This is a genomic window from Streptomyces sp. NPDC027189 (assembly GCF_055566975.1).
In genome coordinates, this window is record NZ_JBVHRI010000002.1 from 138,533 (window position 1) to 156,297 (window position 17,765).

11 protein-coding genes are annotated in these 17,765 nt (G+C 71.0%); 4 read left to right on the forward strand and 7 right to left on the reverse strand.

Annotated features, from left to right (window positions below; all coding sequences use genetic code 11):
* Positions 1-42 precede the first annotated feature (42 nt).
* Together ACZ4RZ_RS05220 and ACZ4RZ_RS05225 are read left to right on the forward strand one after the other, a co-directional pair.
* Complete coding sequence (locus ACZ4RZ_RS05220; RefSeq protein WP_467742188.1) at positions 43-1,605, forward strand: hypothetical protein; 1,563 nt, start codon at positions 43-45, stop codon at positions 1,603-1,605.
* Between the two features lie 41 nt (positions 1,606-1,646).
* Entirely contained in the window at positions 1,647-2,804 is a 1,158-nt protein-coding gene (locus ACZ4RZ_RS05225) for a type III polyketide synthase (protein WP_467742190.1), read from the forward strand.
* Here ACZ4RZ_RS05225 and ACZ4RZ_RS05230 read toward each other — a convergent pair.
* Complete coding sequence (locus ACZ4RZ_RS05230; RefSeq protein WP_467742192.1) at positions 2,719-4,266, reverse strand: acyl-CoA synthetase; 1,548 nt, start codon at positions 4,264-4,266, stop codon at positions 2,719-2,721. The genes ACZ4RZ_RS05225 and ACZ4RZ_RS05230 overlap by 86 nt on opposite strands.
* A 209-nt stretch (positions 4,267-4,475) precedes the next feature.
* Here ACZ4RZ_RS05230 and ACZ4RZ_RS05235 point away from each other — a divergent pair, with 209 nt between their 5' ends.
* Positions 4,476-6,905 carry a penicillin acylase family protein gene (locus tag ACZ4RZ_RS05235; RefSeq protein WP_467743056.1) on the forward strand — a complete coding sequence of 810 codons (2,430 nt, stop codon included), beginning with the start codon at positions 4,476-4,478 and terminating at the stop codon, positions 6,903-6,905.
* Positions 6,906-6,945: 40 nt separating this feature from the next.
* Here the strand turns inward: ACZ4RZ_RS05235 and ACZ4RZ_RS05240 are convergent, their stop codons facing one another.
* The 4 genes from ACZ4RZ_RS05240 to ACZ4RZ_RS05255 all read right to left on the reverse strand — a co-directional run bounded on the left by ACZ4RZ_RS05240 (position 6,946) and on the right by ACZ4RZ_RS05255 (position 11,576).
* A complete protein-coding gene (locus ACZ4RZ_RS05240; protein WP_467742193.1) occupies positions 6,946-7,827 on the reverse strand; it encodes an RNA polymerase sigma-70 factor in 882 nt (293 codons plus the stop codon).
* Positions 7,828-7,857: 30 nt separating this feature from the next.
* Complete coding sequence (locus ACZ4RZ_RS05245) at positions 7,858-8,778, reverse strand: NAD-dependent epimerase/dehydratase family protein (protein WP_467742195.1); 921 nt, start codon at positions 8,776-8,778, stop codon at positions 7,858-7,860.
* Positions 8,779-8,916: 138 nt separating this feature from the next.
* Positions 8,917-10,467 carry an acyl-CoA synthetase gene (locus ACZ4RZ_RS05250; RefSeq protein ID WP_467742197.1) on the reverse strand — a complete coding sequence of 517 codons (1,551 nt, stop codon included), beginning with the start codon at positions 10,465-10,467 and terminating at the stop codon, positions 8,917-8,919.
* Positions 10,464-11,576 (reverse strand): NAD(P)H-dependent flavin oxidoreductase, encoded by a 1,113-nt coding sequence (locus ACZ4RZ_RS05255; protein ID WP_467742199.1) that lies wholly within the window; start codon positions 11,574-11,576, stop codon positions 10,464-10,466. Before ACZ4RZ_RS05255 ends, ACZ4RZ_RS05250 begins: the two co-directional genes overlap by 4 nt.
* A gap of 171 nt (positions 11,577-11,747) precedes the next feature.
* Here ACZ4RZ_RS05255 and ACZ4RZ_RS05260 point away from each other — a divergent pair, with 171 nt between their 5' ends.
* Complete coding sequence (locus tag ACZ4RZ_RS05260) at positions 11,748-13,532, forward strand: serine hydrolase domain-containing protein (protein ID WP_467742201.1); 1,785 nt, start codon at positions 11,748-11,750, stop codon at positions 13,530-13,532.
* A 157-nt stretch (positions 13,533-13,689) separates the two neighbouring features.
* On the opposite strand, the gene ACZ4RZ_RS05265 is transcribed toward ACZ4RZ_RS05260, so the two are convergent.
* Together ACZ4RZ_RS05265 and ACZ4RZ_RS05270 are read right to left on the reverse strand one after the other, a co-directional pair.
* On the reverse strand, positions 13,690-15,255 hold the full coding sequence (locus ACZ4RZ_RS05265) for a phytoene desaturase family protein (protein WP_467742203.1): 1,566 nt from the start codon (positions 15,253-15,255) through the stop codon (positions 13,690-13,692).
* A gap of 219 nt (positions 15,256-15,474) precedes the next feature.
* On the reverse strand, positions 15,475-17,754 hold the full coding sequence (locus ACZ4RZ_RS05270) for a serine/threonine-protein kinase (RefSeq protein WP_467742205.1): 2,280 nt from the start codon (positions 17,752-17,754) through the stop codon (positions 15,475-15,477).
* Between the last annotated feature and the right edge of the window lie 11 nt (positions 17,755-17,765).

Below are 17,765 nucleotides of genomic sequence, written 5' to 3' on the forward strand. Positions count from 1 at the left end.
TCACACTTGACGGATATGGAGAAGCGCGGGGATACCGGTGGCATGCGTTTCACGATCGACGTCAGAGAAGGGGACTGGGCGACCCATTACGGCCCTTACGGCGGGAGATACTGGCACACCCTCAACGAGCGCCTCCGTACGGGCGAGTTCGCCGTCGGCGCGCACGACGGCGTCCAACGCTGGATCGACCTCGATCGGAGCACGCTCGAGCGATCCTTCGAGATCTCGGCCCCCGGCCGCGTGCTGGTAGCCGACTTCACCAGCATCGCCCTGGCCGAGGCGCGGCGGTTGGGCCTCGCCCGCCCGCAACCGGCGCCCCGAGCCCTGACCAACCCTCCCGGGTTCCTGGACAACACCTTCCCCTCCGTCCGACTGACCGACCCCGTCACCGGTGAGCACTTGCCGGAGCACTTACCCCTGGACGAGACCGGGCTCGCGGACGGAGATCTCCTCGTCCTCCGCATCGAGCATCCCGCCGAGGCCTGCTACTCGATGGGCCCTGCCCCGAACACCGCTGAACTGATCCACCGGCTCCAACTGGCCGAGAACGGCAGCGCACCGGACGGCGGCCCCCGTCTGTGGGGTGTCCTGCTCTACACGGACGCCGACGCGGAGCTGGCCGCCTACGTCCGCACACACTTCGACGACCTCAACGCCTTGTCGGGGCCCTCCACGCGCGTATTCGTCCTTGAGCGCAGGGTCGACTCCCGGGCCTCGAAACGCTATTGGCGCGAACACCTGGAACCCGAGTTGTACCGGGCCCTGTCAGTGATGCGGTGGCTCCAGTGGGCCCCGTACGAGCCGCAGGGCGCATACAAGATGGCCTCGCTGCTGGGGCTGGGTCCCGAACTGCTGCCCTGTCTGGTGTTCTTCCACGCGCGGTACGGTGCGTCGCAGCAGGGCGAGAAGATCGTTTTCCGCATCGAGGACACGTCCACCGCCTACTTCCGCGCCCTCTTCGGCGGCATCCAGCAGGCTTTGCGCGCCGAGGCCGCAACGCCGGACGAGGGCGTCGGACACAACCTGTACCGGCCGTACTCGCCCTGGTCGCGCGACGAGCAGGATCGGCCCCAGTCTCCCGCCACCGTGCTGCGGGGCCTCATCTCCCCGGCGCGCGCCGCCGATGCCGCCGCATTCGACCGGGTACGCGAGGCAGAGGAAGCGATCAAGGCAGCGCTCGTCCCCGTCCGCGGACGGGAGCAGCGGGACATCAGCATCAACAACAGCCGTGTCGTCGTCATGTCAGGAGCCAAGGTGTCGGAGAACTTCTACTTCCAAGGGACGAACACGACGTTCATCAACCGGCCGAAGGACATCGTCGTACGGGACTTCCAGAACACGTACGGATCGGCCAATGGAGCCGCCGACCTCACCCGGCTGCTCGAACTGGTACTTTCCAGCCGGGACTTGAGCGATGCTCAGCGCGAGGAGGCGGCGGGCGATGTCCACGACCTCGCCCGCGTGGTGGCCCAGCCCGAGCCCGAGGTCCCCGCAGTCCGTGGGCGCATCGAACGGCTGCGCGCTCTCATGACCGGTTCCGGAGCCGACATCGCGCAGTCCGCGCTGGCCATCCTGGCATCGCTCGCGGGGCTCTTCGCCGGCTGAGCAGAAACCTGGTGGAGCGAACACGCTGGAGAGGACCCCCTATGGCGACCACGCGCCTCGTGCTCGTCGAAGGAGTGCTGCCGCCCTATCGGTACACGCAGAGCGAGATCGCGGCGCATGTGCGCACCGTCGTCTCCCGCCTCCCGTCGGACGGGAACCGCCGTGTGAGCCCCGGGGTCGCCGACCGGATGGCCGCCAACTCCGGGGTGCGGCACCGTTCCTTCTCACGGCCGCTGGAAGAGTGCCTCAGGCAGCGACCCGCCGCCGACGGCTCGGCGGCACTGCGCCGGGCCGCCGTCGAGTACGGCAGTCAAGTGCTCATCGCCGCGCTGAACAGAGCGGGTGTACGCCCCGACGACGTCGATGTGCTGTTGTCGACCTCCTACCTGGCGGTGGGAGCCCCTCTGTGGGACGTGGAAGTGCTGCGTCGTGCGGGGCTGCGGCCGGATGTGCGGCGGATACCGATGAACGGCCTCGGCTGTGTGGGCGGCGTGTCATTGATCGCACGGATGCACGAGTACCTGCAGGGTCATCCGGACGACCTGGCGGTGGGGCTCGCCGCCGAGCCGTTGTTCCTGCTCGCGGGCGACGGCGCGCCGACGATGCGTCGGCTCGCGGAGTGGGCACTGTTCGGCGACGGCAGCGCGGCGCTGGTCATGGCCGGGCAGCGTCGTGCGCAGGCCCTGCCCGAGGGACCGATCGTCGTGGACTCCCACGGCGCCCTGGTGCCCGCGACCCAGCACATGGCGGGCTGGTATCTGGAGGACGACGGCTTTCGCACCCTCCTGGACCCCGGACTACCGCCCCTCGTCCAGGCGTCGGTGAAGGGCCCGGTCGACACTCTGCTCGCCAGGCACGGCCTGAAGGTGCCGGACATCGCCACCTGGGTCTGCCACGCCGGCAGCGCGAAGATGCTCGACGCGATGGCCCTCGGACTGGGTCTCGACGAGCCGGCGCTGCGTCACGCGCGCGATGTGCTGGCCCACTGCGGCAACATGGCCTCCGTCACCGTGCTGCACGCCCTGCGTGACACCCTGGCCGACTCTTCCGAGCCCGGGAGTTGGGGTGTCGTGCTCGCAGTGGGCCCCGGACTCGCCTACGAGACCGTGCTGTTCAGGTATCCGCCGCAGGGTCCGCAGAGGAGCCGGAAGACGGGTCGGTGGACGAGTCCGAGAACCGGTCCCGCAGCTCCCGCTTGAGGATCTTGCCGCTCGCGTTGCGCGGCAGTTCGTCCACGAACAGGACCCGCTTGGGTGCCTTGAAGCCGGCGAGCTTCTCGCGGGCGTGGGCGATGAGTTCGGCCTCGGTGACCTCGCCGCGGGGGACGACGACGGCGGTGACGGCCTCGATCCAGCGCTCGTCGGGGAGGCCGATCACGGCAACCTCGGCGACTTGGCCGTGTGTGTAGAGCGCGTCCTCGACCTGGCGTGAAGCGACCAGTACGCCACCGGAGTTGATGACGTCCTTCACCCGGTCGACGACGGTGAAGTACCCGTCGGCGTCACGCACGGCGAGATCCCCTGAGTGGAACCAGCCGTCGCGGAAGGCCTCGGCCGTCTCCTCGGGCTTGTCCCAGTAGCCCTCGCACAACTGCGGTGAGCGGTAGACGACTTCACCGGGCGTCCCGTCGGGCACGTCCTTGCCGTTCTCGTCGACCACCCGGGCGTCCACGAAGAGGACCGGACGTCCGCAGGACTCCATCCGCCCCTTGTGCTCGTCGGGTCCGAGGACCGTGGCCAGGGGGCCGATCTCGCTCTGCCCGAAGCAGTTGTAGAAGGCCAGCTTCGGCAGTCTTTCGCGCAGCCGCTCCAGGACGGGCACCGGCATGATCGACGCGCCGTAGTACGCCTTGCGCAGCCCGTTCAGGTCGCGGGTCGCGAAGTCGGGGCGGTTCGACAGGCCGATCCACACGGTGGGCGGGGCGAAGAAGCTGTCGGCGCGGCCGGCCTCGATCAGGTCGAACAGCCGGTCGGCGTCGGGCGAGTCGAGGATGACGTTCGACGCGCCGACCGCGAGATACGGGAGCAGGAACACGTGCATCTGTGCCGAGTGGTAGAGCGGCAGCGAGTGCACGGGCCGGTCTCCCGCGCTCAGGTCGAGGGCGGTGATCGCGCTCAGGTACTCGTGCACCAGGGCGCGGTGCGTCATCATCGCGCCCTTCGGGAGGGCGGTGGTGCCCGACGTGTAGAGCAACTGCACGAGGGTGTCGCCGCGCGGCTCGGCGCCGTCGTACGGAGGGGCCGTGTCCAGCCGGGCGAGCAGGGAGTCGTCGGCGTCGCGCAGCGGCAACGTACGTACACCGTCGGGGAGTTGAGCGGCGAGGTCGGGGTCGGCCAGAACCAGCGTGCTTCCGGACTGGCCGACGATGTACGCGAGGTCGTCGCCGGTCAGGTTCTGGTTGACCGGTACGTGCACGAGTCCCGCGCGGGCGCAGGCCAGGAAGCCGATCAGATACGCGTCCGAGTTGTGGCCGTAGCCGCCGACCCGGTCGCCGGGGGCGAGCCCCTGATCGAGCAGCACGCTCGCGGCACGGGAGACGGCCTCGTCGAGTTCCGCGTAGGTCCAGGAGCGCTCGCGGTAGTCGACCGCGACGCGCGCCGGGGTGCGCCGGGCGCTGCGTCGCAGCACCCCGTCAACCGTGCTGCCGTGTCCAGGCGTCATGACACATGATCCTCGGTCCGCGGCGCGGGGAGGTCAAGGAGGACGCAGGGACGACGTCGGGACGACGTCAAGCAGGGGCCAGGGACGACTTGACGCCGGACTCGAAGAGGTCGGAACCGAAGCAGGGAGATCGTGACAGCAACCCCGCCGCCGCACATACCCGTTGGTACGCTCAACCGCCCCTTCCCCCAATGACGTTGGGAGGCATGATGCGCACCCGCCTGAGACGAGTCGTCGTCACGGCCGTGGCCCTGCTCACCGCCGCGGCTTCGCTGCCCGCCGCCGCGGCCCAGCAACAAGGCCGTCAGGAACATCCCTCGCACGGCGGCCTGTCGGCCGTGATCCGATACACCGAGTACGGCATTCCGCACATCGTCGCGAAGGACTACGCGAACCTCGGCTTCGGCACCGGCTGGGCACAGGCCGCCGACCAGGTGTGCACCCTCGCCGACGGCTTCGTGACCGTGCGCGGCGAGCGGTCCCGCTTCTTCGGGCCCGACGCGGCGCCCGACGGCTCGCTGTCCTCGGCGGCCAAGAACCTCTCCAGCGACCTGTACTTCCGCGGGGTGCGGGAGACGGGGACGGTGGAGAAGCTGCTGGCCGAGCCCGCGCCGCTGGGGCCGAGCCGCCAGGTCAAGGACCTGACGCGCGGCTGGGCGGCCGGCTACAACGCCTGGCTCGCCCGGAACCGGATCACCGACCCGGCGTGCCAGGGCGCCGCCTGGGTCCAGCCGGTCACCGCCGTGGACGTGGCCGCGCGCACCTTCGCGCTGGCCGTGCTCGGCGGCCAGGGCCGCGGGGTCGACGGCATCACGGCCGCACAGCCACCGACGACGTCCACGGTCACGAGGACGCCCGACGGGCAGAGCACCGCCGCCCCCGACACCAAGACGACCGCCGAAGCCGTACGGGAGCTCTTCGACACCGCGGACATGGGATCCAACGCGGTCGCCTTCAGCGGTGCCACGACGGCGAACGGCCGCGGCCTGCTGCTCGGCAATCCGCACTACCCCTGGCAGGGCGGCCGCCGCTTCTGGCAGATGCAGCAGACCATCCCCGGTGAACTGAACGTGGCGGGCGGTGCGCTGCTCGGCTTGGCGACGATGTCGATCGGGCACACCGCGCACGTGGCGTGGAGCCACACCGTCGCGACGGGCGTCACGCTCAACCTCCATCAGCTGACGCTCGATCCGGCCGATCCGACGACGTATCTGGTGGACGGCAAGCCGGAGCGCATGACCAAGCGGACCGTCACCGTCGATGTGAAGGACGGCACGCCGGTGACGCGCACCCAGTGGTGGACCCGGTACGGCCCGGTCGTCACCTCGCTCGGCGCGCAACTGCCGCTCCCCTGGACCGCCACGACGGCGTACGCGCTGAACGACCCGAACGCGGCCAACCTCCGCGCCTCCGACACCGCGCTCGGCTTCAGCAAGGCCCGCAGCACGGCCGACGTCCTCACGGCCCTCAGGCGCACCCAGGGGCTGCCGTGGGTGAACACGATCGCCGCCGATTCGGGCGGCCACTCGCTGTTCACGCAGTCGCAGGTACTCCCGCGCATCACGGACGAGTTGGCGCAGCGCTGCTCGACGCCGCTCGGCAAGGTCACCTATCCGTCGGCGGGTGTGGCGATCCTCGACGGTTCGCGCGGGGACTGCGCGCTGGGCAGCGACCCGGACGCCGTACAGCCGGGGATCTTCGGGCCGGCGAAGATGCCGGTGCTCAAGGACGCGCCGTACGCCGAGAATTCCAACGACAGCGCCTGGCTGGCCAATGTGGACCGGCCGCTGACCGGGTACGAGCGGGTCTTCGGCACGACGGGCACGCAGCGCTCGATGCGTACGCGCGGCGCGGTCGAGGACGTTACGGCGATGGCCGCGAAGGGCCGTCTGACGGTACGGGATCTTCAGGCGCAGCAGTTCGCGAACCGGGTGCCCGCGGGTGATCTCGCCGCGGACGACGCGGCGCGTGCGTGTGCCGCACTGCCGGGCGGCACCGCAACGGAGAGTGACGGCAAGGCCGTTGACGTGACCGAGGCCTGCGGTGTGCTGGGGGCGTGGGACCACTCCATGAACACCGACAGCCGGGGCGCGCTGCTCTTCGACCGGTTCTGGCGGAAGCTGACGGCCGCGGTCCCGTCCTCGCAGCTGTGGAAGATCCCGTTCTCCGCGGCGGACCCGGTCCGCACCCCGAACACGCTCAACACCGACGCGCCGGGCTTCACGACGGCCCTCGCGGACACGGTGACCGAGTTGCGTACGGCGGGCATCGCGCTGGACGCGCGGCTCGGCGCGAACCAGTTCGTTGTGCGCGGCGGGCAGCGCATCCCCGTGCCGGGCGGCACGGAATCGCTCGGCGTGTGGAACAAGGTCGAACCGGAGTGGAACCCGGCGGCCGGTGGATACACCGAGGTCACCACCGGGTCGTCGTACATCCAGGCAGTCGGCTGGGACGGCGGCCGCTGTCCGGTGGCGCGCACCCTCTTGACGTACTCCCAGTCGTCGAACCCGAACTCGTCGCACTACAGCGACCAGACGCGGCTGTTCTCGGGCGAGCGGTGGGTGAGGTCACGGTTCTGCGAGAAGGACATCATGTCCTCGCCGGGGCTGCGGGTGATCCGGGTCAGCGACCACCCCTGACCACAGGGGGCGCGACGTGCGGACGCCGCGCCCCCATATGTCACCGCGCCATGTGCCCCAGCTTGTCGGGGTTGAGCACCGCGTAGACGCCGTCGATTCGTCCCTCGTGCACGGAGACGGTGACGACCTGCTCGATGCCGTCGACCGTGAGCGCCAGCGCGGGCGCCCCGTTCGCGTCCACGACGCGTGCCTCACCGAACGGATAGCGGGCGACCAGTCCGGCCATGAACGCGATCACGTGCGTGCGCCCCTCGATCGGGCGCAGCGCCGCCCTGACCTGGCCGCCGCCGTCGTTCCAGGCGACCACGTCCTCGCTCAGGAGGTCGGTCAGGCCGGCGAGGTCGCCGCCCTGCGCGGCCTCCAGGAAGCGGGTGAGCAGTGTGGCGTGTTCGGCGTCGGAGAGGGTGAACTTGTCGCGCCCGGAGGCGAGATGACGGCCCGCGCGGTGGTGCATCTGGCGACAGTTGGCGGGTGTCGTGTCGACGATCCGCGCGATCTCGTCGTACGGCAGCTCGAAGGCCTCCCGCAGGACGAACACGGCGCGCTCCGGAGGTGACAGACGCTCCATCAGATGAACGGTCGCGTAGGCCACGGTGTCGCGCAGCTCGGCCGTGTCGAGCGGGCCGAGCGCCTCCGTCGCGACGGGTTCCGGGAGCCACGGCCCGGTGTACGCCTCCCGGGTCACACGGGCCGAGCGCAGCTGGTCCAGAGCGAGCCGGGAGACGATGGTGATGAGGAAGGCGCGCGGTTCGCGGATGTCCGCACGGTCGGTGCCCGTCCAGCGGAGGTAGGCGTCCTGGACGACGTCCTCCGCGTCCCACATGCTGCCGAGCAGCCGGTAGGCGAGGCCGAGCAGCAGTGGGCGGTACGCCTCGAACCGCTCGGTCGCCGCAGCTTCGCCCGCTGTCTCGGAAGTCTCCAACTCACTTTCCTTTCCTGCTCGTTGTACGCCTCACCGGGCGGCCGTCGCGCCATTCAACTCGGCCGCGAACCCCTCGCGCCAGGAGGCGTACCGGGGCCGCCAGTCGAGGGTGAGCGCGGCGCGGGCGTTGTCGGCGCCGCGCAGTCCGTTCATGAACGCCACACCCCAGCCTCCGACCGCGAGCCGCGCGAGGGCCGCCGGTGCCTTCCTGGGCTGTGGGGCGCCGAGCATGCGGGCCAGCTCGGGCAGCCACTCGCGCAGCGGCGCCGGGTGGTCGTCGACGATGTTCAACGGGCCGCTCGCGGGCTTGTCGAGCGCGGCGATCACCGCGGTGGCCGCGTCATGGGTGTGCGTGAAGGAGAACACCGAGTGTCCGCCACCGACCAGCGGGACCTTCCCCGCGCCGACCTGCCGTACGAAGGAGCCGTCGGGGGCGTAGATGGTTCCGGGCCCGTAGAGGTGCCCGAAACGCAGGACCGTGCCGCCCGCGTCGGCGGTGCGCAGTTCCAGCTCTTTGAGCGCTTCGAGAACCGGCACGAACTGCTTCGGCGGACGCTGCCACAGCGGGGCGTCCTCGTCGGCCGCGCCCTGGCCGGCCGGGTCGTAGCCGTAGGCGAGTCCCTGGGCGACGATCTTCTTGACGCCGGCGTCGTGCGCGGCCTCGTGGAGATTGCGGGTGCCCTCGGTGCGCAGCCGGTTGGTCAGGGCGAAGTCGCGGGCCAGGTGGCGCGGGTCGATGGCGGCCGGGATGGCGGTGAGCATGTTGACCACCGCGTCGGGGGCCGCCTCGCGGACGGCCCGGTGCAGGGCGGAACGGTCGAGGGCGTCGGCGGCGACAGTGCCGTCCCCCGGCGTACGCGACAGGGCTACTACGTCATGGCCGACCGAGGTGAGCAGCGGGACGAGCGCCCGCCCGACGACTCCGGTGGCTCCGGCGACGAGTACACGCATGGGAATCCATCTCCTGATGTCGGGCCCCCGGGCGGTCCGGTGAACGGCTCCCGGGGGCGTTTCGGCATCAGGACGGGCGAGTGTGTCTCCGCGTGACACGTCATGAATGTGACCCGCACCACAGCAGTGGGTCCTGTGTCACACCACCCGCGTGCGGCCCTCCCAGTACGGATCCCGCAGCCGCCGCTTGTACAGCTTCCCGTTCGGATCGCGCGGCATGGCCTCGATGAAGTCGACGCTCTTGGGGCGCTTGTACCCGGCGAGCTGTCGCTCGCAATGCTCCAGGATGGCGGCGGCGAGGGCCGGACCCGGCTCTTGGCCGGGGGCGGGCTCGACGACGGCCTTGACCTCCTCGCCCCAGTCGTCGTGCGGGATGCCGAAGGCTGCCGCGTCGGCGACGGCGGGGTGGGTGAGCAGCGCAGCCTCGATCTCGGCCGGGTAGATGTTGACCCCACCCGAGATGATCATGTCGATCTTGCGGTCACGGAGGAAGAGATAGCCGTCCTCGTCGAGGTAGCCGAGGTCTCCGACGGTGAAGAAGTCGCCGATGCGGTTCTTCTTCGTCTTGGTCTCGTCCTTGTGGTACGAGAATCCGCCGGTGCTCATCTTCATGTAGACGGTGCCGAGTTCACCGGGCGGCAGCCGGTTGCCGTCGTCGTCGAAGACGGCGAGTTCGCTGATGGGCCACGCCTTGCCGACCGTGCCGGGCTTCTTCAGCCAGTCCTCGGCGGTCGCGAAGGCACCACCGCCCTCGCTGGCCGCGTAGTACTCCTCAACGCTGTGGCCCCACCACTCGATCATGGCTCGTTTCACATGGTCCGGGCACGGGGCGGCGCCGTGGATGGCGTGCCGCATGGACGACACGTCGTAGCGCGGCTTCACCTCGTCGGGAAGCGCCAGCAGACGGTGGAACTGGGTCGGGACCATATGGGTGTGCGTGCACTTGTGGGCGTCGATGACACGGAGCATCTCCTCGGGCGTCCACTTGTCCATCAGCACCAGACGGTGGCCGATGTGCAGGGACGCGCCCGCGAATTGCAGCACGGCGGTGTGGTAGAGCGGCGAGCAGACCAGGTGCACATTGTCGTCGTAGGGCTTGATGCCGAAGATGGCCAGGAAGCCGCCGAGGTACGACTCCTCGGGGAGTTTGCCGGGCAGCGGGCGCCGGATGCCGCGGGGGCGTCCCGTGGTGCCCGAGGTGTAGTTCATGACCCAGCCGAGGTTGCGGTCCTCCGGCGCCGACTCGGGCTGCCCGTCGAGGAGTTCGGCGTACGGCCGGAAGCCCTCGACCGAACCGACCGTATACCGGTGCGTGGCCGGGAGCTTCGCCTCGTCGGCGGCGTGCCGGGCGGCGTCCGCGAACCGCTCGTGGGCGATGAGGACCTTGGCGCCCGAGTCGGAGACGATCCAGGCGATCTCGGGGCCGACGAGGTGGTGGTTGACGGGGACGAGGTAGAGGCCCGCCTGCGAGGCGGCGAGGTAGGCGACGAAGAACTCGACGCCATTGGGCAGGACGACCGCGAAGGCGTCGCCTCGTTCGAGGCCCGCGGCGCGCAGTCCGTGGACGAGTTGGTTGGCCGCGGCGTGCAGCCGCCCGGCAGTCCACTCCTCTCCGCCGGGTGTGATGAGGGCCGTGCGCCCGGGCTCGGCGGCGGCCTGGGCCCAAAAACCGTTCGGCGGTGTGCTCACGACTGGGCGCTCCTTCCCGCGATGCGGTTGATGCGATCGACGGCCAGCTCGAAGCCCCGCGTCAGGTCGTCGAAGACGGCCTGGACACTGCGTTCGCTGTTCATCCGGCCGACGATCTGTCCGACGGGGGTGCCGAGCAGTGGCTCCACCTCGTACTTCTGGATGCGCGAGAGTGCCTCGGCGACGAGCAGGCCCTGGAGCGGCATGGGGAGCGTGCCGGGTCCGTTCGGGTCGTCCCAGGCGTCGGTCCACTCGGTGCGCAGCTGGCGCGCCGGCTTGCCGGTCAGGGCGCGGGAGCGGACGGTGTCCCCGGACCCCGCGGCGAGCAGTTTCCGGGTCACGGCACGCGAGTGCATCTCGGCCTCGGTGACGGTCAGCCATATGGAGCCCAGCCACACACCTTGGGCGCCCAGGCTGAGCGCGGCGGCCACCTGCTGTCCGCTGCCGATGCCACCCGCCGCCAGTACGGGCAACGGGTCGACGGCGTCCACGACTTCGGGCGTGAGCACCATCGAGGCGATCTCCCCGGTATGCCCGCCCGCCTCGTAGCCCTGGGCGACGACGATGTCGATGCCGGCCTCGGCGTGCTTGCGCGCGTGCCGGGCGCTGCCCGCGAGCGCGGCGACCAGTACGCCCTTGCCGTGGGCGCGCTCCACCACGTCGACGGGCGGTGAGCCCAGCGCGTTGGCGAGCAGCTTGATCGGATAGTCGAAGGCGACGTCGAGCTGGGTCCGGGCCACCTGCTCCATCCACCCCGTGATGCGCCACCCGGACGCCTCGCCCTCGGCCAGCTCGCGCACGCCGTATTTCGCGAGGGTGTCCTTCACGTACTGCCGGTGCCCCTCGGGGATCATCGCCTCGACATCGGCCTCCGTGACGCCCTCGACTTTCTTGGCGGGCATCACGACGTCCAGGCCGTAGGGCCTGCCGTCGACGTTCGCCTCGATCCAGTCGAGGTCGCGCTTGAGGTCGTCGGGTGCGGTGTAGCGGACCGCGCCGAGCACACCGAATCCGCCCGCGCGGCTGATGGCCGCGGCGACGGCGGGAAACGGCGTGAAGCCGAAGATGGCGTGCTCGACTCCCAGTTTCTTGCTCAGCTCCGTCTGCATGGCCGCAGGATGCCGCAGTCCTCCGGACGAGGGAAGAGGTTTTCTGATGCTCCGTCAGATTCCTTCAAGCCACCGAGGGAGTCTTGACACACCCGCGCCTGACAGGAAAGTTTCACTCCGCAAGGCGAACCGGGAAAGATACTTTCAGGCGGCGCGGCGGGAGGCTCCTCGATGACCGAAGGTGCGAAGGACAGAGCGGACGGCGGGCTGACCCGTCGTCAATGGGGCCGAAGGGTACTGGCGGTGGGCGGAGCGCTGGCCATCGCGCCCTTCCCGGCAGGCCCGGCGGTGGCCTCGGACGCGGCCGGTCACCCGACGCTGCGCCACGGTACGCCCGAGCGAGCGGGCCTGCTGCCGGAGCACCTGCGCCAACTGGTCATCGACGCGGAGGCGTTCCTCGGCCCCTCCCCCAAGCACCCCTGGTACGCGGGCGCCGTGCTCCTCGCCGGACGCGGCGGCACCGTGGCGCTGCATCAGCCGATCGGCATGGCCGTGCGCTACTCGGCGTACGACGAGAAGACGGACACCGGCGTCGAGTTCCCGGCCGACCAGCAGATCCCCGCCGCCGAGGACACCGTCTACGACCTCGCCTCCGTCTCGAAGCTGTTCACCTCGATCCTCGCCGTGCAACAAATGGAGCGCGGCGCCCTGGAGCTGGAGGCGACGGTCGCCTCGTACCTCCCGGAGTTCGCCGGCGGCGGCAAGCAGGACATCACGATCCGCCAACTCCTCACCCACACCTCAGGGTTCCGCGCCTGGATCCCGCTCTACAACGCGCCGACCCGGGAGGGAAAACTCCAGCTCATCTGGGACGAGGCACCGCTCAACCCGCCGGGCACCAAGTACCTCTACTCGGACCTGAATCTGATCTCGCTCCAGCTGGTTCTGGAGAAGATCACCGGCCGCAGCCTCGACACACTCCTCCATGACGAGATCACCGAGCCGCTCGGCATGCACCGCACCCGCTACAACCCGCCCGCTTCCTGGAAGCCGAGGATCGCCGCCACCGAGGACGCCCGGCTGCCCTGGTCGGGGCTGAACCGCGGGCTCGTGTGGGGCGAGGTGCACGACGAGAACGCGTACTCCCTGGGCGGGGTGGCGGGCCACGCGGGCGTCTTCTCCTGCGCGTGGGACCTCGCGATCCTCGGCCGTACGCTGCTGAACGGCGGCGTGTACGGCAAGGCGCGCATCCTGAAGCCGGAGACGGTGGACCTGATGTTCACCGACTTCAACACCGCCTTCCCCGGCGACGAGCACGGCCTCGGCTTCGAGCTCTACCAGCACTGGTACATGGGCGCGATGGCCACGCCGCGCACGGCGGGCCACACCGGCTTCACCGGCACTTCGCTCGTCCTCGACCCGACGACCGACTCCTTCCTGATCATCCTCGGCAACTCCGTCCACCCGGTGCGCGGTTGGCGATCCGGCTCCGCTCCCCGGGTCGCCGCCGCGAACAACCTGGCGCGGGCCGTACCGGTGCGCCCCGCGCGCGGCCGTACTTCCTGGTTCTCCGGAATGGCGAGCGCGGCGACGGCGACTCTGACGCTGCCCGCGCTCGACACCACGGGGGGCCGTGCGCGCATGGACTGCGCACTGTGGTGGGACACCGAACCCCAGTCGGACCTCCTCTTCCTGGAGGCCTCGACCGACGACGCGACAACCTGGCAGCCGGTCCCGTTCACGACGGCACGGCCGGGCGAGGACCCGCAGGAGCATCCGGCCGGTACGGCCACCGGCTGGTCGGGGCGAGCGTGGCACCGGCTCACCGCGGACCTGCCCCGGTCGCCCCGGCTCGCGCTGCGCTGGCGGTACACGACCGATCGGCTGTACGTCGGCCGTGGCGTGTACGTCGACGGGCTGCGGGTCGAGGCCGGGGACCTGGTCGCCTTCGACGAGGCACGGGCCGCTGACGCGGCGCGAATTGAGGCGGTGGGTTGGGTGGCGTCCCGCGACTGAAGGCTCGAAGGTGGAGGTGCGTCCACATCCACCCCGGAAGGCAGCCGCGGGCATGGGAAGGAAGGTCGTCGGGGACGGCGTCGCCGTCCTCACCTTCCAGCGCCCTGAACAGCCGCGGCGGCCGCAGGAGTCGGAGGCGGCGACGGCCTGACTGCCCTCAGCGCCGCCACACCCCTTCCTCCAGCACCGCCATCGCCGCGTTGTGCCCGGGCACCCCGCTCACCCCGCCGCCCCGTACCGCACCCGCCCCGCACAGCAGCACGTTCGCGTGCCGGGTCTCGACGCCCCAGCGGCCCGTGCCCTCCTGCGCGTACGGGAAGGCGAGGTCGCGGTGGAAGATGTTGCCGCGGGGCAGCCGCAGGTCGCGCTCCAGGTCGAGCGGGGTCTTCGCTTCGATGCACGGGCGGCCGTCCGCGTCGGTGGCAAGGCAGTCGGCGAGCGGTTCGGCCAGGTGGGCGTCCAGCTGCGCCAGGGTCGACTTCAGCAGCTCGTCCCGTACGGCGTCGTTGTCCCGCTCGAACAGCCGAGCGGGTGTGTGCAGGCCGAAGAGAGTGAGAGTCTGGTAGCCCTGCTCGACCAGGTCCTGGCCCAGGATGCTCGGGTCGGTGAGCGAGTGGCAGTAGATCTCGGAGGGCGGCGCGGTGGGCAGCTCCCCGGACGCGGCCTCGGCGTGGGCCCGCGCCAACTGCTCGTAGCCCTCGGCGATGTGGAACGTCCCGGAGAAGGCCTCGCGCGGGTCGACGGAGGTGTCACGCAGCCTCGGCAGCCGCTTGAGCAGCATGTTCACCTTGAGCTGCGCGCCCTCGGCCGGGGCGGGCGGCTCGTCGCCGGTGAGGTGCGCGAGCTCCTGCGGCGAGGCGTTGACGAGGACGTGCCGGGCCGCGACGACGCCCTCCCCGTCCGCGGTCCGGTAGGTGACCTCGGCGGCCTCGCCGTCCGTCTCGATCCGCAGCACCTCGTGGCCGGTGGCGATCGCGGCACCCGCGTTGCGCGCCGCCGCGGCGATCGCTTCGGTGAGGGCGCCCATACCGCCGACCGGCACGTCCCAGGCGCCGGTGCCGCCACCGATCACGTGGTAGAGGAAGCAGCGGTTCTGCCGCAGCGAAGCGTCGTGGGCGTCGGCGAAGGTCCCGATGAGGGCGTCGGTGAGCACGACACCGCGTACGAGATCGTCGGCGAAGTACTCCTCCACGGCTGCGCCGACCGGCTCCTCGAAGAGCATCCGCCAGGCGTCCTCGTCGTCGATGCGGCTGCGCAGCTCGTCGCGCGCCGGGAGCGGCTCGGTGAGCGTCGGGAACACCCGCTGGGCGACACGGCCCGTCATCCCGTAGAAGCGCTGCCAGGCCTCGTACTCGCGGTCCGAGCCGGTCAGCCGGGCGAACGCCTCACGCGTGCGCCGCTCGCCTCCGCCGACGAGCAGTCCGGTGGGCCGCCCGTCGCGCTCGACGGGCGTGTACGACGAGACAGTGCGCCCGCGGACCCGGAAGTCGAGGCTCAGATCCCGGACGATCTTCCGGGGCAGCAGGCTCACCAGGTACGAGTAGCGCGACAGGCGCGCGTCGACCCCGGCGAACGGGCGGGTGGACACGGCGGCGCCCCCGGTGTTCCCCAGGCGCTCCAGCACCAGCACGGACCGGCCGGCCCGGGCCAGGTAGGCGGCGGCGACCAGTCCGTTGTGGCCCCCGCCGACGATCACGGCGTCGTATCCCTCGTGTGCAGGCATGGTTCTTCGTAGCACGTGATGATCTACGTCGGCCAGGGGTGCGCGGCAGGCGGCGGGCGGCCGTATGGGGCGGGTCCGACTCTTGCCGGACGGGGCTGGACATATGTGGCTCGTCCGGCGTTCGAGGACGAGGCCGTCAACGCCGATACGGGGGTCTGGGGGCGGAGCCCCCGGGTACGGGGCGGGCAGCGGCGGAGGGGCGCAAAGCCCATCCCCCGCTCAATGCCCCCCGGCCGCCCGCTGCTGCCGTAACGCCGCCACCCGCCGATACAGCTCGACGGCCTCCTGGCCGCGCCCCAGCTGCTCCAGGCAGTGGGCCTCGTCATTCCGGCTGGCGAGGGCATCGGGATGGTCGGCGCCGAGGACTCGCTCGCGGGCGGTGGCGACGCGGCGGTACTCGATGAGCGCGTCGGCCCAGCGGCCGAGCCAGCCGAGACCGACGGCGACCTCGCGGCGGCTCACGAGGGTGTCCGGGTGGTCGGCACCGAGGACGCGCTCGCGGAGGGCGCAGACGTCGCGGGACTCGGCGAGGGCCTCTTCCCAGCGGCCCATGCGGCCGAGGTTCACTCCGAGGCCGTGCCGGGCGCGCAGGGTCTCGGGGTGCGCGGGGCCATGCACGCGGGTGCGGTCGTCGATCAGGTCGCGGTACAGCTCCAGCGCCTGCGCGCTGCGGCCGAGCCGGCCGAGGCTGATGCCGACCTCGTAGCGGGCGGCGAGCGTGTCCGGGTGGTCGGGACCCAGCGCCTGCGCCCGGGCCTCGGCCACCTCCTGGTAGGTGTGCAGGGCCTCGGGCCAGCGCCCCAACTGACCCAGCGCGTACGCGACTTCGTACCGGGTGACGAGCGTGTCGGGGTGGGTCGGACCGAGCACCCGGGCGCGGGCGGCGGCGACCTCGCTCGCCATCCGGTACGAGTCCTCCAGACGCCCGAGCCTGCTCAGGTTGAAGGCGAGGTTGTGGCGGCAGCGCAGGGTGTCGGGATGGTCGGGTCCCATCGCGCGCTCCCGGACCCCGAGCACGGACGTATAGGCCTGGTGCGCCTCGAAATGGCGGCCCAACTGACCCAGCACGTACGCCATTTCCTGGCGGGCGGCCAGCGTGTCGGGATGGTCGGCGCCGAGCACCCGCTCCCTGACCTGGGCGACATGGGCGTACTCGCGCAGCGCCTCGGCGGGGCGTCCGGTGCGGCTGAGCGTGAAGCCGACCTCGTAGCGGCTGGCAAGGGTGTCGGGGTGGTCGGGCCCGAGGGCGTGTTCCCGTTCGGCGGCGACCGCGCGGTGCACCTCGCCCGCCTCGGTCCACCGGCCGAGCCGTCCCAGGCTCAGACCGGCGTTGTGCCGCCCCGCCAAGGTGGTGATCAACTCCGGTGAGGGGGTGGGCCGTTCGATGCGCCCGGGTTCGCGTGCGAGGGCCGTGGCAGGGCGGGCGATCCATTCTCCGGTGAGGCCCGCGGCCGCGTCCGGCGGGGTGGTGCGCAGTCCGGCGCCGGTCGCCTTGTGGCCGGTGGTCATGCCCCGGGTCCAGGACGGCAGCCGGGGTTCGCGCGACGGCGGCTGTTCGGGGCGGGACTGTGCCGAGGGCGCCAAGGGACCCTGCTCCGCGGCGGGGTGCCGCAGGGCCGGGGTCACCACGGTCGGCACGTACGCCGGTGTGGTGCGGCCCGCGCTGATCCGGCGGCCGAGTTCACGGGCGTCCTGCGGGCGCTGTTCGGGCCGTTTGGCGAGCAGGTCCAGGATGATCTTCTCGACGTACTCGGGGAGTTCGGCCCGGTGGCTGCGGGGCGGTGCGGGCGGCGTGTCGCGGTGGCCGACGAGGACGGCCCAGGCGTCGTCGAGGTCGAACGGCGGTGCCCCGGTGGCGATTTCGTAGAGCACACATCCGAAGGAGTACAGGTCGCTGCGCTGGTCGACATGGGCGCCGCTGATCTGTTCCGGCGACATGTAGTGGGGGGTGCCCATCGCGATGCCGGTGCCGGTGAGCCGTGCCGTGAAGCCGATGTCGTGGCCGAGCCGGGCGATCCCGAAGTCGCAGATCTTCACCGTGCCGTCGGCGAGCCGCATGATGTTCGCGGGCTTCAGGTCCCGGTGGACGATGCCCTGTTGATGGGTGTACGCGAGCGCGGCGGCGACCTGGTCGGCGATGTCGACGACCTCGGCGACCGGCAACGGATGCTGCTTGTTGTCCTCCAGGAGCTGGCTCAGATTCCGGCCCTCCAGCAGCTCCATCACCAGATACAGCACGCCGTCGGACTCGCCGAAGTCGTGGACGACGGTCACCCCGCGGTGCTGGAGGGCGGCGGCCACCCGGGCCTCGCGCCGAAACCTCTCCCGCAGGACACGGGTGAAGGACTGATCGTGGTGCGGGCCGAGCGGCTTGAGGCACTTGACCGCCACCTGCCGGCCCAGCGACTCGTCGCGCGCCCGCCACACCTCGCCCATGCCGCCACGCCCGATCAGATCGAGCAGCCGGTACCGGCTCTGGATCAGCCTGGTCTCCGCCATCTCGTGCGATC